The organism is Sutterella sp. KLE1602 (genome assembly GCF_001578585.1).
GTDB classification, from domain to species: domain Bacteria; phylum Pseudomonadota; class Gammaproteobacteria; order Burkholderiales; family Burkholderiaceae_F; genus Sutterella; species Sutterella wadsworthensis_A.
The window spans coordinates 1-14,617 of the sequence record NZ_KQ968479.1; the positions used below are offsets into that span (position 1 = coordinate 1).

Sequence of the window (14,617 nt, forward strand, 5' to 3'; positions counted from 1 at the left end):
TCAGGCGGCTTTGCCCCCCGAAAGAGCTGTCTGATGGTCAAAGTGAATCCTCTGTCTTTAAACAGGGGAGCTTCAAAAATCTGGCTTTGCCGCAAGCTCTTGGCTACCATAGATCGGATCATCAATGCTCAGGAGACACGACATTGGTGCCGGCCCGCCCTTGAGAACAGCATTATGACTACCGACCCCTTCTTTTCAAACGCCACGACATTTTTCTTAGTTGTCTTCCGCCATAGAAGTTTTTCAAAGGCTGCCCACGAACTCGGCGTCACTCAGTCTGCCGTCAGTCAAACCATCGCCCAATTGGAAGTACAGATCGGTCTGGATTTGTTCGACCGGACGACACGCCCCTTGACGCCGACAAAAGAAGCCGGAGTGTTGTATACCGAATTGTCCAAGCGGCAGACGGACATCAAGGATGTCCTACACAATCTCCAGAGTAGCAACTTCCTGCGTCCTTTCATCCGAATCGGGTGTGTCGAGTCTCTGCTCAGAACCATCGGTCCCCGCTTTTTCAAGACCTTGTTGGATCAGAATTGCCGCATAACGGTGCATTGCGGTACCTCTGACATTCTGTACCAGAAACTTCTTCTGGACGAACTAGACGTGATCATAGCCACTGGCCAATTCCGTTCCTCCGATCGTCTAGATCAACGCACTCTTTTCCTAGAACCCCATGTCATTCTTCTTCCAGAAGCCGTCGCCAAACGTCGACAGTCGTGGCAATGGGAGGATCTTCAGTATTGCGGCATCCCTTTGATCCGTTATACAAGCAATACCGCTTCAGGGCTACAGACGGAGATGGTTCTCGCTCAGGCGCATCTTGATCTTCCCACTACCTTTGCGGTCGACGACAATTTAACCGTCTTCTCTCTAGTCAATGCAGGGTTTGGCTGGTCTCTGACTCAGCCGCTGGCTTTATTAGGTGCCCGTGACTTCATCGCCTCTTGCAAAATTCTTCAAGCTCCGCACCCGTGCCCGCCGCGCGAGCTGTTGCTAGCAAGAAAGAAAAGCACGCCGCTCAGCCTCATGGAAATGGTCGGATCGGCTTGCCATCAGTGCATAAAAGAAGATGTCCTCCCGCTTATTCGCTCCACAATGCCGTGGACTGCGGAAGAACTGTTTTTGAACGATCTCTGAACCAGATGAAAGAACAGAGGGCCTTCGTTTCCGAAGGCCCTCTGTTTTCAAAGGATCAGACCTCTATTAAAGGACAACCTGAGCAATGGCAAAACCGATTGCAACGCTCGAACAAGTCGTGATCAGACCGGGGATCAGATAACTGTGGTTGATGACGTACTTGCCGATGTGAGTCGTGCCCGTGGAGTCAAATGCACAGCCAGCAACGATCGTAGCATAAGTCGGGATGATATAGAGGCAGCCAGTAGCGGGCCAGGAGGCTACCAGAGCGATCGGGGAAAGACCGAGGGCAATGGCAAGCGGATACAGCAGTCGCGTCGTAGCAGCCTGAGAGAGCACCACCGAAGCGACGCACATCAGACCGACTGCAAAGGTCCAAGGATGATCCTGCACGAATGCCTGCGTCATGGCCTTGATGTCGGGCAAATAGGCCGTGATGAGCGTGTCACCCATCCATGCGAGACCGAAGATGCAAATCACACCCGTCATACCAGCCTGGAACACCGAGCTCTTGGCCACTTCGTCAATATTGGGCTTGCAAAGGAGCGAGACGACGCCGGCAACCACAAGCATGATGATCTCGATGATATGCGTCATGGAGAGCGTCACAAGCTTGCCTTCGACCATGAAGGTCGGGCGCAGGGAGGGGATCGTACCGAAGAGCACGATCAGAACAGCACCGAGCACGAAGATCGCGACGGAAAGCTTGGCACCCTTCTTCGGCACAAAGGCAACCTTTTCACGAGACTCGCTCGCCTTGATGACGCCGGCAGCCAGACGACGCTGGTACACAGGATCCTTGTCGAGCTCAACGCCACGCTTGCAGACGGAAAGCGCGCCGAGGAAGCAGCCGATGAGCGTGGCGGGGACGCAGACCAGCATGATCTGACCCATGCCGACGCCGAGCGGGCTGAGAAGAGCAACCAGAGCAGCCATGGCGGCGGAAACCGGACTAGCCGTAATGGCCTGCTGAGAAGCCACGACGGAAATACTCATCGGCCTTTCAGGACGAACGCCCGTTTCGCGAGCCACTTCGGCGATCACAGGGAGAAGGGCAAAGGCAATGTTGCCCGTACCAGCCATGAACGTGAAGAGATAGCACACCATCGGCGCCAGGAACGTGATGTACTTCGGGTTCGAACGCAGGATCTTTTCCGCGACGGACACCAAGTAATCCATGCCACCTGCGACCTGAAGGACGCTGGCTGCGACGATCACAGCCGTGATGATGAGCATCACGTCAATCGGCGGAGCGGAGGGAGCAAGACCAAAAACAAAGACGAGGAAGGCAAGGCCGAGACCGCCGGCGATACCGAGGAAGATGCCGCCCAATCGAGCGCCAAGCGCCAATGCGGCCAGGACAACTAAAAGTTCCAACCAGAACATGAGGGGTCTCCTTAGTCGAACGATTCGGAGATGAGAAAAAGCCGGCTGAGGCGGGGGTCAAAGAGTCTCAGCCGGCCGGTAAGGCGGGGTAATGCCTATTAGGCTTGCTGGTGCTTCAGCAGCCCCTTCATTTCGCGTTCCTTCATGATGAAGCCCATGAAGGCGAGCATCGTCATGGCGCCGAGACGCGGGGTGATGCCAGTCGGGTCATACTGGGGCGCGACTTCAACCAGGTCGAAGCCGACGACGTTGCCCATCTTGGCGATGCCTTCGAGAACGTCGGTTTCGAAGACATAGTTGAGACCGCCGGGCGACGGAGAACCAACACCAGGGGCGGTGTTCATGTCATAGCCGTCAATGTCGATCGTGACGTAGTAGTTCTTGGCCTTCGGGATCATCTTGAGCACTTCCTGAGCACCCATTTCAAGAGCCTTGCGGGCCGGGATCACGACGGAGCCATAGTCATAGGCCGCCTGGAAGTCTTCTCGGGTATTGGAACCGAGGCCGCGCATGCCGATCTGGCACATCTTGGTGAAGTGCGGCATCTGGGAAACCATGCGCATAGGGCTACCGTTCGTATTGATGCGCATGCCGAAGTCGAGATGCGCGTCAAACTGAACAATGCAAAGGTCCTCGTACATGTCGAGAGCGCGGGCGATCGGGATGGTCACCGAGTGGTCGCCACCCATCATGACGGGCAGGGCGCCCTTCGAGATGATCTTGCGGACGGCTTCTTCAACGTTGTCGAACGTATTGCGGTATTCCATCGGGTCCATGTCAACGTCACCGCCGTCAACGATCTTGACCGGAGCAGCAAGATACTGTTCCAGACGTTCGGGATCCCAGAAGCCCGCGTCGCCGCGGCCATAGTGGCAGGAAACTTCACGAATGCGACGAGGACCGAACTTGGCGCCAGAAAGATAGGGGGCGCCCATGTCATACGGAATACCCATCACGCAAACGTCGGCGTCGTCCAGAGCGTCCAGATCCGTGCAAATCGGATACTTGGCAAAACTGGCGATGCCAGTGATCGGAAGATTGTGAATTTTTTCAGGCATAGCTTTCTCCTTTTCCGTGCGGCAAGAGAGGTGAACCGCTCGAAGTCAAGGAAATCTTATTTTTCGAAGGGAAAAGCTACAAAAACCAACAGTTTTCCTAACTATTACTATTAGCTATGCTAATGGTCGGAACTTTGTCAAGTCTCGGCGCAAAAGAACTCCTCCTTGGGATTGCATTCTATTAGGTCTCAGTATCAAATCATGCGATAGCGTTCACATGCGTGCGCTTGGGTGCGGAGTTCTGGCATTTCCGCCTGTCAAGCCCTATTTCAAGACACATGGGGCAACGTAAGAGAACGATGCTTTCGACGAGTCGCAAGAGCGTCCGCGTCCTATCGTAGGACTGGAATCGCTAATGGTTGGGAGAAAACGCGATGTAGGTCTTGGTCCCGCTTTTGGTGAGGATCCCATCAACCTCGCGGATTGGAGAAGGGCGGACTGTTGTGACAGGAAGGGGGAGTCTTTTCGTTGGGGGGCCAATCTGGCAAGAGCCGGTTTTAGCTGTCTCGCCTCCAAAATCTCGGACTGGTTGGCTGTGTCCTTATGTCTTGAGGGGCGCGGCAAGGTGAGGTTGTGGGCGGAATCTTCGGACGTGATCGTCTTGGCGGCGCCATGCTGACGAATTGTTTGGTCATGGGTAGGGTTGCTGGACTCGGAACCACCACGAACCCATATCCAAAATCCTAGAGGAGTGTCCCTGAAGCCCTAGGGAAGCTCTTCAAAACCCCCATCTTTGAGCGATGGGGGAAGTAGTTTTGTTTAAATTGAGGACTCCAGACCAGACGCTGAAAAGCGTCGAAAGTTCCCATGAACGTTAGGCGTTCGATTTTTCCGAATGTTGATGAAATAACTCGATATTTGCCTGCAAATTAGGCAAGTTCCATCTTCAAGAGTCAGCTCGCCCCTATGGCGCTCGAGACGAAGCGCGAACCAGAGTCTCAGGGTTGATCAGCAAGGCAGCTTTGGCGGAGCACACCATTTGCGCAAGCGGTAGCAGTTGTATAGTGCAAACAACGTTTGCGCTCGACTGTGATTTTTCGCCAATCCGCGATAACGAACCTTGGCATAGCCATAAATCCTCTTCAGCCAGAGGAAGCTCCACTCAATCGAGCATCGCACCGATGCTTTCGCATGCTCCAAATGCCGTCTTACGTTCACGCATTCGACGAGCGCTTGACCAAGTTCGCCTCCGAAATTCTCACTGATTGATAATTCCTTCTTCCATGCACTCGGCTTGGCTGCGATGTACCAGGACACATCCTTGAAAGGAATCGCCTGAATTTCAGTGCGCTTGGCGCAACCGATGTAGCCGGAATCAAGGAAGAAGCCGGAATCAAGGAAGACGGAAGGAAGCGGAACAACTCTCCCGAGACGAGGAGTGCGGTAAGGTAGAGCGCGACAGAATGGCCGGCGCCGCGGCCTGGCTCAAGAAAATGAGCCTGCGCCAGTTCCTGGGTTGGTTCGATTGCGTCGAGACCGTCACCGTCCGGAACAAGCGTGCCAAGTCCCGTTGGTCTACCGAAAGCACGACGAGGGATCGACTGGTGCTTCAGATGCTGAAGGAAAATATGGCGAGATCCGAAGTCAAGGCTAACCCTTAAAGGCAGGGAAATGAGTTAGTGTGTATTTCTCTGCTTTTAGGTTCTCTTGCAAGCCATTCGATGCCCTCCCGGTAGCCGTCGATGCCGTGGCCGATGATCGTGTGCTTCGCAGCGAGCGACACGTAGGAGTGGTGTCTGAAGGCCTCGCGGGTGGAGACGTCGGAGATGTGCACCTCCACCGTCGGAATTGCGGTCGCCTTGAGGGCGTCGAGAATTGCGACGCTCGTGTGCGTGTAGGCGGCGGGGTTCATCACGATGCCGTCGACGCCGTCGAACCACGCCTGCTGGATGCGGTCGACGATGGCGCCCTCATGGTTGGACTGGAAAAGCTCGCATGAGGCGCCGGCATCGGCGCACCAGGTCTCGAGTATTCCGCACAGGTCCTTGTAGGTTGTGCTGCCGTAGATGGCCGGTTCGCGAATGCCCAGAAAATTGATGTTGGGGCCGTTGATGATCAGAAGTTTCACGACTTTTCTCCGATGATCTGCTGAACTGCGTCCTCAACCGTCGGCTTGTGATGATGCGGTGGGCAAGGGCGCGGAAAATCGGTTCCCGCTCGGGCCTGTCGGCTTCCCTTCGCTGCGTCGTCATGCGGTTCTGCTCTGGCGCCCTTCTGGCCATGAAGGCCTCGAGCTCGACCGCATCGACGGCTTCGCCCGCAGGCAGCCCGTCGATCGTCACGCCGATGGCGGCCGCATGGCTCTGGCCGAAGACGGCCGTCCGGATGTTCCTGCCGAAATAGGGCATGATCAGTCCTCCTGAAAGACCAGTCCGCCGAGGCGGGCAAAGTCGTCGAAAAAGTCGGGATACGATTTGCGAACGGCCTGTGCGCCCCTGATGACGACGGGTGTGCAGGTGCGAGCCACCCGCGACGGCTGCGGACATCACGATGCGGTGGTCTCTCGTGCCGTCGCATGCGCCTCCCCGAAGCGCCGTGCGTCCGCGCACGATGAGTCCGTCGGGAATTTCCTCGACGTCCGCGCCGAGGTCCTCCAGAAGCTGCCGGGTCGTCGCTAGACGGTCGCTCTCCTTGATGCGCAGGCGTCCCGCGTTGATGAAGCGGGTCTCGCCCTCGGCGAAGGCCGCCACGACCGAGAGAACCGGGACGAGGTCGGGGATCTGGGGCGCGTTGACTGTCATGCCGCGAAGCGCGCCGGGGCGCACCGTCACGGCGTCTTCCGTCATGGAAACCTCCGCGCCGAAGGCCTCAAGAAGCTTCACGACCGCCCGGTCCCCCTGGCGGGAGTCTGCACGAAGCCCCGTCAGCGTGACGCCCCTGCCCAGAGCGCCCGCGCAGAGCCAGAAGGCGCTGTTCGACCAGTCGCCTTCGACTTCGGCGGCGCCGGGGCTTCTCAGCCGCTCGAGCCCCTCGACGGTGAACCTGCGCCCGTCTTCGCTTCGCGTGATTCTCGCGCCGAAGAGCGCGAGTACGTCGAGCGTCATGTCGATGTAGGGCGCGGACTCGATCCGCCCCGTGAGCGTCAGCGTGCTCGTGCCCGGCACGACCGACAGCGCGAAGAGCAGGCCGCCGATGAACTGCGACGAAACGTCGGCCGCGATGGCGTAGTCGCCCGCCGGGAGGCGTCCTTTGGTTTTGAGCGGAAATACGCCCTGCGGCGAGAGTTCGATGCCGTGGTCGCGGAGTTCCTCGTAGAGCGGGCTGAGAGGCCGCTCGGGCAGCCTTCCGTGCCCGGTGATGCTCGCGTCGAGCCCGAGCGCGCAGGCAACGGGCAGAATGAATCGCTCGATCGTCCCTGATTCGCCGCAGTACGCGGGCTGCGTCGAGACGGGCTCGACGATGAATCCGTCATCCGTGCGCTCGACGCTGGCGCCCATGGCCTTGAGGACCCGGGAGGCGGTAAGAATGTCTTCGGAAACGGTTGCGCAGCGCACCGTCGTCGGACGATCGGCCAGCGCGGCGGCGATCAGCAGGCGGTGTGCATAGGACTTGGATGAGATGGCGGGGATTTTGCCCGAAAGGAAGCCCTTCTGGATGGTGGCGATCATGATCAGGGATTGAGTCCGAGTTGGATGAGGTCGCGAAGCTTTTCAAAGAAGGTTCTTTCCGTGCGGCACCGCCCGAAGGCCTCGGGCAGGATAAGCGTGATGGCGCTCCCCGCCGATTTCTTGTCCGATCGGGCCGCCTCGAGAAGCGCCTCTGCATCGTATGGACACAGGCCAGTGAGCCCGAACTTTTCGAGCAGGTGCTCGAGGACGGGCAGGGCCTGCGGGTCGCAGAGCCCGGCGCGCACGCAGCCGCGGAAGATGACGGCCATGCCGATGCCGACCGCGCGTCCGTGGGTGACGCCGTAGTCCGTCACGGGTTCGACCGCGTGCCCGACGGTGTGTCCGAGGTTGAGGAGCGCACGCCGCCCTCGAACTCGTCCTCCGAGACGATGTCGCGCTTGATCTCGACGCAGGTCGAAATGATGTCCGCCAGCACCTCTTCGGTGACGGGGCCTTCGAGCGTCGGGAGAAGGCCGTCGGCCCTGAGCGCCGCATACTTGATGACTTTGGCCCAGCCGCAGGACATTTCCGCTTCGGGCAGAGTCTCGAGGCAGCTCGGGGCGCAGACCGCGAGCACGGGCTGATGAAAGGCGCCCATGAGGTTTTTGCCGCACTCGAGATTGACGGCTGTTCGAGGCATGGAAGAGGAGCCGTATCTGAGAGAGGTGTTTGTCGGCATCACGAGGGCTAAAACACGCCTGCGGATTCATCATGGACCGGGGGCGTTTCTGCCGCATGCCCAGCTTGCCGGCCTTGCGTTCGTCGAGTGTTCTGACGAGACTCGTCTCTGGCCGCCCGCTGAAGTGCTGCAGATGTCGTTGGGACACGACGGCCTGTTTTTGGACTACTTCATTTCTCGACAGAGGCTGATCGAGAAGCTTCACAGCGGTCAAAAACTGATTCCGCGCGATTTCGAGCTCTTTTGCCGGACTGAAGGCGGCGGCGAGGCATCGGTGGCGCGGTTTTCGAAAAAAGCGCGCGAGGACATCGCCTCGATTCTGGCTGGAGGATATGTCATGAGTGAAGCCTCGGTACGCGTCATGGTCTATTGGCGCAAAAAGGACAGCGATGCAGATACTTTGATTTTGTTGCCCGACCTGGTGTTCAGGCGGCGGGAATGACAGGTCATCCCGGGCGACGCCTGCACCAGTCTCTCCGCGCACATTCGCATGGATCCTGCGCCGATGAGGGTCGATACCGTGCCCGCCTCTTTCGGAAGGCGGCCGCCGGCCCCGCCGTCAAGCCTTCGGAATGCCTGAACGGCAATTCAGTTCGGCAGACAAAGGGAAAGTCCCAACGTGCAAAAGTCGCCTTGACAGCACGGCAATGAAAAGGTGCGGGCATAATGTGCAATGCGACCCCGCAATGCCGAGAGGCGTATAAATCGAAGGAGATCCCCTCAGATGAACGCATTTGACAACGCTTTTGAGAGGAAATGGACGGTCATTTTCCTCTTGGAATTCTTTTTCATCATGATGCCCTTTCCATGGTTCTACGACCTGGAGTACACGCCGTGGCTCTTCGGCGTGCCGCGATTCATCTACTGCTGGCTGGCCTACGGGCTGCTGGTGATAGGAACGATTGCTCTCTGGTGGCGCAGCTGCATGAAGCGTCCCGAATACCAGGAATACGAGGACTAGCATCATGCCGTATCAAGTTGAAACATCCACCGTTCCCTTTCTGATCGTCACGATCAGCTACCTTGTCGTTCTCGGCCTTATCGGCTGGTGGGGCAACCGCCAAAACCGAAATCTGCAGGACTTCTTCACGATGTCGGGCTCGGCTGGCGCCGTGCTCTCGGGTCTTGCGTACTTCTCGACGCAGTACTCGATGTCGACCTTCATGGGCGTTCCGGGCTCGATCTACCACGTCGGCTACGCCGGCATGAGCGTCTCGGTGCCGGGCATCGCCTTCTCGATGGTCATCCCCGCGCTTCTCGTCGGCCGCAGGCTCATCAAGCTCGGCCATCGCTACAAGATGCTCACGATGGCCGACTATCTTGCCGACCGTTACGAGTCGACCGCCATCCGCGGCCTGCTCGCCATCCTGATGCTCATCTTCCTCGTGCCCATGATGGGCGCGCAGACGATCGGTGCGGGCGTGATCTTCACGACCTACACGGGCGCTCCGCAGTGGGTCGGCATCGTCGTGATGGGCGTCACCGTCATCCTCTACTGCATGGCGGGCGGCATCCGCTCGGTCATGATGACCGACGTCATTCAGGGCGTGCTGATGGTGGTCACGGCCGTGACGACCTTCTTCGTCTCGCTCAAGCTCGGCGGCGGCCTCGAGACCATCAACGCCAAGCTTGCGTCCGTGGACCCGAACTACCTGAAGTTCCCTGGCCACAACAACTCCTATCCCTGGCAGAACTATGCGTCCATGATCGTCATGTGGTCCTTCTTCTGCATCGGTCAGCCGCACCTCTTCACGAAGTTCTTCACGATGAAGAACTACGGTACGATGTTCAAGGCCGTCCTCCTCGGCACGCTCGGCATGTGGTTCTCCGCAAGCTTCATCGAGTGGTGCGGCGTGACGGGCGCGGCCAGCTTCCCCGGCATCCCGGGCAAGGAAAGCGACTTCATCGTGCCGCTCATTCTCCAGGAAGGCCTGCCGTCCATCGTCTCCGCATTGATGGTCGCCGGCATCTTCTCGGCCGGCATGTCGACGATCAGCTCGCTGCTCCTCACCTCCACGTCCGCCGTTTCGCGCGACCTCTACCAGCGAATCCTCAAGCGTGATGCGACCGACGAGGACACGCTCAAGATGTCCCGCGTCGTGACCGTGGTGCTCGGCATCATCGCGATCGGCATCGGCATTTTGAAGCCGGGTTCGATCTTCACGATCATTCTCTTTGCGTTCGGGGGGCTGGGCATCTGGGCCGCGCCCATCATCTGCGGCATGTATTGGAAGCGCACGACGACCACGGGCGTCTTCGCGTCCGTGATCATCGGCGAAGCGTTCTACTTCCTGCTTCTCACCGAGTTCAAGTCGCTCTCCATGGGCTTCAATCCGCTCATCGTCGCCTGGCTCGTCACCATGATGATCCTCATCGGCGTGAGCCTCTTCACGAAGCCCGTGTCGGCTGAAACCATCCGCCGCCACTTCGACGATCTGGACAAGCCCGTCAAGGCGTAATTCAAGCTCAAGCGACTGAGAATTACGGTGCGCCGAGCCGGCTTTCCCGCAGGGGAGGGCCGGTGGCGCGCCTTCTGATAAAGGATAAACATCATGCAGCTTGCACATCTCAACTGGCAGGAGGCCGAAAAGGTTCTTGCCGATCCTGAAACTCTCGTCGTCATTCCCGTCGGTTCGACCGAACAGCACGGCTCCGTAGGCCCGCTCGGCACCGACTGGCTCATCCCGCAGGAGCTCTGCCGCCGTCTCGACGGTCGCATGGAAAAGCTCCTCATCGCGCCCGTCATTCCGTTTGGCGTCGCGACGCATCACATCAACTTCCCCGGCACGATCGACCTTGGCCTTGAAACGATGATCAAGGTGATGGGTGCCGTCTTCGAATCTCTCTACAGGCACGGCGCAAGGCGTTTCGCGGTCATCAACGGCCACGGAGGCAACGATCCCGCGATCGAAAAGGCCGCGCTCGAGATGTATCGCAGGGGCTCCCAGGTGACGCTCGTCAACTGGTGGGGCATTGCGCCTAAGCTCAATCCGGACTGGCCCACGGGCCACGGCGACGCTCAGGAGGCTGCGGCCGTCATGGCCTTCGCGCCCGAGCTCGTCAAGTCCGAATGGCTCGTCGACAACGTCGTCACGCCGCCTTCCGCGGACTTCAAGCAGCTCCACATCAACACGGTTCTCTTTGAGGGCGCGCCCGTCAAGGTGATTCGCGAAATCCGCGACACCGTCAACACGGGCGGTCTCGGCGGTCTTGAATCCAAGTTCGCCACGCGCGAATGGGGCGTCGCCATGATGGACGGCGTTACCGACTGGATGGTCCGCTATCTCGAGGCCTTCCGCAGGATCGACCTGCCGAAGAAGCATTGGGACTGACCTTATGGCTTACGAAGACATTCTTGCCGCCGTGGATGCAGTGCGGCTCATGGATAGCGTTCGCGCGATCTGCACGGGCGAACGTCTTTCAAACGAGGCGGAAGTCCGTTCCTTCGACGTTCTGGAAAAGCTCTTCACGGACGCGGGTTGCCGCGTGACGCGCGAGGCGCTTCCAGGCTACGTCAGCACGCCCGAAGGCGCAGCCTTCGAAGCGGGCGGCATTGCTTATGAAGTACTCACTCACCCCATGACGCCTTCCGCAGATGGCCTCGAGGCGGATCTTGTCTACGTCCCGGTCGACCGAACCGGGTCGGCATCCGCCGAAGAGGTCTCCGGCAGGATCGTTCTCACGGACGGTCTGGCAATGGAGCCCGTCGTGCGCGCCCTTGAGGACAGGGGCGCCGCAGGCGTCGTCTTCATCACGGGCGAGGAGATCCACAACATGATCGTCTCGCGCGTCTGGGGCTCGCCCACGCCCGAAACCCTGCACGACTATGTCGGCATTCCCGTCGCAAGCCTCTCCTTTGGGGACGGCTCTCGCCTCAGGGCCCGCCTCTCCGAGGCGGGCGGCACGCTGCCCGCAAGGCTTTCGACCCGCGTCGAAAGCCGCTGGACGGAAATTCCCGTCATCACGGCCGAGATCCGCGGCGCGGACGAGGACTTCGTAATGGTGACGGAACACGTCGACAGCTGGGGGCTCGGCGCCCTTGACAACGCCTCGGGCAACGCCTGCGCCGTCGAGCTCGCGCGCATCCTCGCGCCGCTCGCCTCCGACATGCGCCGAAGCGTGCGCTTCGTCCTCTGGTCGGGGCACTCCCACGGACGCTACGCAGGCTCGACCGCCTGGTGCGACGCGCACTTCGAGGAGCTCGAAAGGCACTGTCTTCTCAACGTCAATTCGGACTGCCTCGGCGGGCGCGGCGCAACGGTCATGACCGAGTCGCCCGCCATGGCCTCGACGCGAGGCCTCGCGCGCACGGCGCTGCGCGAGGCGGCCGGCGTCACGGACTGGCGCGGCTGCCGTTTTTCGCGCAGCTGCGACCAAAGCTTCTGGGGCGCAGGCGTGCCCTCGATCTTCTCTCAGGTCTCCGAGCAGCCGCCCTTTGAGGGCGCCGCCGCGGACGCCTTTGGCAAGATGTTCGGCAGCGGCAGGACGGGCGGTTTCGGCGCCTGGTGGCACACGAGGACCGACACGCCCGACAAGCTCGACCCGGAAAACCTCGCCCGAGACGTGCGCGTCTTCGCGAGCGTGCTCGCGCATGCGCTCTTTGACGAAAGACTGCCCGTCGATGCGGCGGCCGAGGTGCTCGAACTCAGGGACGAGCTGAAGGCGTGGCAGGAAAAGGCGGGCGACTCGCTCGACCTCTCCGAGGTCCTTGCGCGACTCGATCTTCTTGCTGAGGCTCTCAAGGCTGCGGCCCGCTCGGACGATCCGAAGCGCTTCGAAAAGCGTTCCCGCAGGGTGCTCTCCGAGATCATCCCGCTCGCCTATGTCGAGGGCTCGGTCTACTCCCATGACGAGGCACTGCGCGCGCCGCCAGTGCCGATGCTGAGACTCGTCGACGAACTTGCGACACTCTCCGGGCACGAGAGAAACGCCGCCCTCGTCAGTCTTCGCCGTGTCGTGAACCGCCTCAAGGCGGGCGCCGCACGGGCGCTTGATGTCGCTCGGGCCTGACGGCGGCAAGTGCGGACCTGAAGGCAGGATGGATTGCGGACGCATGCGTTGCAGCCCGTCTTTTGTTTGAACTGATCTCCGTGCATTCCCCACCCATGCGAAGCATGGGTGGGGGCAAGCGGGCTGAAAAGGCGAAGGACTCAGCCGAGCGCCGTGTCGAGCGTCATCATCAGGATGAAGCCCGTGATCACGGCGAGCGTGCCCGCATCGGAATGCTTAGAGAGATGCGCGGCGGGAATGAGTTCCTCCACCACCACGTAGAGCATGGCGCCTGCTGCAAAGGCCAGCATGAAGGGCATGGCTGGCATCACGGTCTGGAGTACCAGCACGACGAGAAGGCCGAAGACTGGCTCGACGATTCCCGAGAAGGCGCCGAAGAGAAAGGCGCGCATTCTGCTCATGCCTTGTCCTGCAAGCGGAAGCGAGACGGCGGCGCCTTCGGGAATGTTCTGGATGCCGATGCCGAGCGCAAGCGCGAGTGCAGAGGAGAGCTCGGCGGGCTCGCCCGAGAGGGCGGCGGAGCCCGCGACGAGGCCCAACGAACCGCCTTCAGGCACGTTGTGCAGCGTGATCGCAATGAAGAGCAGCATCGCTCGGTGCATCGAGGTCTTCGGCCCCTCGGGCCGGGCGGCGCCCGGGTGCAGGTGCGGAAGCGCCGTGTCGAGGAGTTTCAGGAAGAGCGCGCCCGCCGCCACGCCCGAACCCGCCGCAAGCCATGGCGTGCCGCCCTGTGCCTGCGCCATCTCCTGCGCGGGAATGATCAGGCTCCAGACTGACGCCGCAATCATGATGCCCGCGGCAAAGCCGAGCGAGAGCGTTTCGGCGAGCTCCGCGCCGCGACCTCGCCCGTTCCCCGGCTTCATGAAGAAGACGGCCGCGGCCCCCGCTGCCGTGCAGAGAAAGGTGAAGCCCGTCGCAAGGGTGGTCTGGGCGAGCGCGTTGAGAAGTTCTGACGTCATGGGCTTTCGGATCGAATTGTGTGAGAATGATTCTCAAGTATAGAGCCTTGTGGGACTGCGTGCGCATTTTGAGCGGTCCCTTTTTGCAAATCGTTTCAGGAGACGGCTTCCGAGCCGAGCCATCGTAAAATTCCTCTTCATTGCGGGTGCAGACAGCCTATAAATTGCTGGCTAACAAATGGCGTCCGCCGTCACGATACGAGGATTTGACTACATGACCAAGCGACTCATGCCGACTCGCGAGAACCTGCGCAGGGTGCACAGGGGCGCCGCGATGAGCGAAGAGGACATTGCGGGCGTCGAACTGATGCTTTACCTGATCCGAGCTGCCGACGTGGTGCGCGAATCGGTCTATTCGGGCCTCCGGGAGCGGGAGCTTTCCGAAGGGAAGTTCGCGCTTCTGATGACGCTCTTCGATGCGGACGGCCCCGTGCCTGTCGTTGAGCTGGCCAAGCGCATCGGCGTCTCCGCTCCGACCACCTCCGTCATGGTGACCCGCATGCTGCAGGCCGAGAACCCCCTCATCGCCAAGGTCCAGTCGAAGGCCGACGCCCGTTGCTGGCTCATCGAACTCACCGACGAGGGCAGGGCGCTCATCACGGCCGAGCTTCCCGCGCATACCGCCAGAGTGGCCGACTTCGCGAAATGCCTGTCGGGCGATGAGTGCGAGCAGATGATCGACATGCTCAAGAAGCTCGTCGCCGACGATTGATGCCGGAGCCTGCCGTGTGAATCCTCCCCGACCAATTATTAATTGGACGGGGCTTCCCTGCCTTT

13 protein-coding genes and 2 pseudogenes are annotated in these 14,617 nt (G+C 60.1%); 8 read left to right on the forward strand and 7 right to left on the reverse strand.

What is annotated here, in order from left to right:
• Window positions 1–1,140 (forward strand): LysR family transcriptional regulator (locus HMPREF3036_RS00005; RefSeq protein ID WP_231853539.1); only part of this gene is annotated, 1,140 nt, incomplete at its 5' end.
• 66 nt (window positions 1,141–1,206) lie between these two features.
• On the opposite strand, the gene HMPREF3036_RS00010 is transcribed toward HMPREF3036_RS00005, so the two are convergent.
• The 3 genes and pseudogenes from HMPREF3036_RS00010 to HMPREF3036_RS12545 form a co-directional block, all read right to left on the reverse strand.
• The gene (locus tag HMPREF3036_RS00010) at window positions 1,207–2,526 is read right to left on the reverse strand and encodes an anaerobic C4-dicarboxylate transporter family protein (protein ID WP_005436401.1); all 1,320 of its coding nucleotides are present in this window, start codon (window positions 2,524–2,526) and stop codon (window positions 1,207–1,209) included.
• A gap of 98 nt (window positions 2,527–2,624) precedes the next feature.
• Window positions 2,625–3,584: an agmatinase gene (locus tag HMPREF3036_RS00015; RefSeq protein ID WP_062330621.1), complete on the reverse strand. Its 960-nt coding sequence runs from the start codon at window positions 3,582–3,584 to the stop codon at window positions 2,625–2,627.
• A gap of 948 nt (window positions 3,585–4,532) precedes the next feature.
• Window positions 4,533–4,898, reverse strand: a pseudogene (locus HMPREF3036_RS12545) (transposase); the annotation flags it as partial.
• A gap of 89 nt (window positions 4,899–4,987) precedes the next feature.
• Between HMPREF3036_RS12545 and HMPREF3036_RS00020 the strand changes: the two are divergent.
• On the forward strand, window positions 4,988–5,185 hold the full coding sequence (locus HMPREF3036_RS00020) for a hypothetical protein (protein WP_005436397.1): 198 nt from the start codon (window positions 4,988–4,990) through the stop codon (window positions 5,183–5,185).
• Here HMPREF3036_RS00020 and HMPREF3036_RS00025 read toward each other — a convergent pair.
• The 3 genes and pseudogenes from HMPREF3036_RS00025 to HMPREF3036_RS12550 form a co-directional block, all read right to left on the reverse strand.
• Window positions 5,182–5,613, reverse strand: coding sequence for a type II 3-dehydroquinate dehydratase (locus tag HMPREF3036_RS00025; RefSeq protein WP_231853541.1), 432 nt, complete (start codon window positions 5,611–5,613; stop codon window positions 5,182–5,184). The genes HMPREF3036_RS00020 and HMPREF3036_RS00025 overlap by 4 nt on opposite strands.
• A complete protein-coding gene (gene aroA / locus HMPREF3036_RS11410) occupies window positions 5,495–7,192 on the reverse strand; it encodes a 3-phosphoshikimate 1-carboxyvinyltransferase (protein ID WP_231853540.1) in 1,698 nt (565 codons plus the stop codon). Before aroA ends, HMPREF3036_RS00025 begins: the two co-directional genes overlap by 119 nt.
• A gap of 2 nt (window positions 7,193–7,194) precedes the next feature.
• Window positions 7,195–7,871, reverse strand: a pseudogene (locus tag HMPREF3036_RS12550) (hypothetical protein).
• Between HMPREF3036_RS12550 and HMPREF3036_RS12035 the strand changes: the two are divergent.
• From HMPREF3036_RS12035 to HMPREF3036_RS00060, 5 genes are all read left to right on the forward strand, one after another.
• A complete protein-coding gene (locus HMPREF3036_RS12035) occupies window positions 7,831–8,313 on the forward strand; it encodes a hypothetical protein (RefSeq protein ID WP_005436391.1) in 483 nt (160 codons plus the stop codon). The pseudogene HMPREF3036_RS12550 and the gene HMPREF3036_RS12035 sit on opposite strands and share 41 nt — an antisense overlap.
• A 351-nt stretch (window positions 8,314–8,664) precedes the next feature.
• The gene (locus HMPREF3036_RS00045) at window positions 8,665–8,832 is read left to right on the forward strand and encodes a hypothetical protein (protein WP_196793885.1); all 168 of its coding nucleotides are present in this window, start codon (window positions 8,665–8,667) and stop codon (window positions 8,830–8,832) included.
• A gap of 4 nt (window positions 8,833–8,836) precedes the next feature.
• Complete coding sequence (locus tag HMPREF3036_RS00050; RefSeq protein WP_062330627.1) at window positions 8,837–10,330, forward strand: sodium:solute symporter family protein; 1,494 nt, start codon at window positions 8,837–8,839, stop codon at window positions 10,328–10,330.
• A 93-nt stretch (window positions 10,331–10,423) separates the two neighbouring features.
• Window positions 10,424–11,203 carry a creatininase family protein gene (locus HMPREF3036_RS00055; RefSeq protein WP_005436372.1) on the forward strand — a complete coding sequence of 260 codons (780 nt, stop codon included), beginning with the start codon at window positions 10,424–10,426 and terminating at the stop codon, window positions 11,201–11,203.
• 4 nt (window positions 11,204–11,207) lie between these two features.
• Window positions 11,208–12,881, forward strand: coding sequence for a M28 family peptidase (locus HMPREF3036_RS00060; protein ID WP_062330630.1), 1,674 nt, complete (start codon window positions 11,208–11,210; stop codon window positions 12,879–12,881).
• Window positions 12,882–13,021: 140 nt separating this feature from the next.
• On the opposite strand, the gene HMPREF3036_RS00065 is transcribed toward HMPREF3036_RS00060, so the two are convergent.
• A complete protein-coding gene (locus tag HMPREF3036_RS00065; protein ID WP_062330633.1) occupies window positions 13,022–13,840 on the reverse strand; it encodes a ZIP family metal transporter in 819 nt (272 codons plus the stop codon).
• Between the two features lie 214 nt (window positions 13,841–14,054).
• Here HMPREF3036_RS00065 and HMPREF3036_RS00070 point away from each other — a divergent pair, with 214 nt between their 5' ends.
• Window positions 14,055–14,552, forward strand: coding sequence for a MarR family winged helix-turn-helix transcriptional regulator (locus tag HMPREF3036_RS00070; RefSeq protein ID WP_005436365.1), 498 nt, complete (start codon window positions 14,055–14,057; stop codon window positions 14,550–14,552).
• Window positions 14,553–14,617: the final 65 nt, after the last annotated feature.

Excerpts from the sequence above, each read along its gene's own strand:
- HMPREF3036_RS00010 (WP_005436401.1), bottom strand. The coding sequence starts at position 2,526 with ATGTTCTGGTTGGAACTTTTAGTTGTCCTGGCCGCATTGGCGCTTGGC.
- HMPREF3036_RS00015 (WP_062330621.1), bottom strand. The coding sequence starts at position 3,584 with ATGCCTGAAAAAATTCACAATCTTCCGATCACTGGCATCGCCAGTTTT.
- HMPREF3036_RS00020 (WP_005436397.1), top strand. The coding sequence starts at position 4,988 with ATGGCCGGCGCCGCGGCCTGGCTCAAGAAAATGAGCCTGCGCCAGTTC.
- aroA (WP_231853540.1), bottom strand. The coding sequence starts at position 7,192 with ATGATCGCCACCATCCAGAAGGGCTTCCTTTCGGGCAAAATCCCCGCC.
- HMPREF3036_RS12035 (WP_005436391.1), top strand. The coding sequence starts at position 7,831 with ATGGAAGAGGAGCCGTATCTGAGAGAGGTGTTTGTCGGCATCACGAGG.
- HMPREF3036_RS00045 (WP_196793885.1), top strand. The coding sequence starts at position 8,665 with ATGATGCCCTTTCCATGGTTCTACGACCTGGAGTACACGCCGTGGCTC.
- HMPREF3036_RS00050 (WP_062330627.1), top strand. The coding sequence starts at position 8,837 with ATGCCGTATCAAGTTGAAACATCCACCGTTCCCTTTCTGATCGTCACG.
- HMPREF3036_RS00055 (WP_005436372.1), top strand. The coding sequence starts at position 10,424 with ATGCAGCTTGCACATCTCAACTGGCAGGAGGCCGAAAAGGTTCTTGCC.
- HMPREF3036_RS00060 (WP_062330630.1), top strand. The coding sequence starts at position 11,208 with ATGGCTTACGAAGACATTCTTGCCGCCGTGGATGCAGTGCGGCTCATG.
- HMPREF3036_RS00065 (WP_062330633.1), bottom strand. The coding sequence starts at position 13,840 with ATGACGTCAGAACTTCTCAACGCGCTCGCCCAGACCACCCTTGCGACG.
- HMPREF3036_RS00070 (WP_005436365.1), top strand. The coding sequence starts at position 14,055 with ATGACCAAGCGACTCATGCCGACTCGCGAGAACCTGCGCAGGGTGCAC.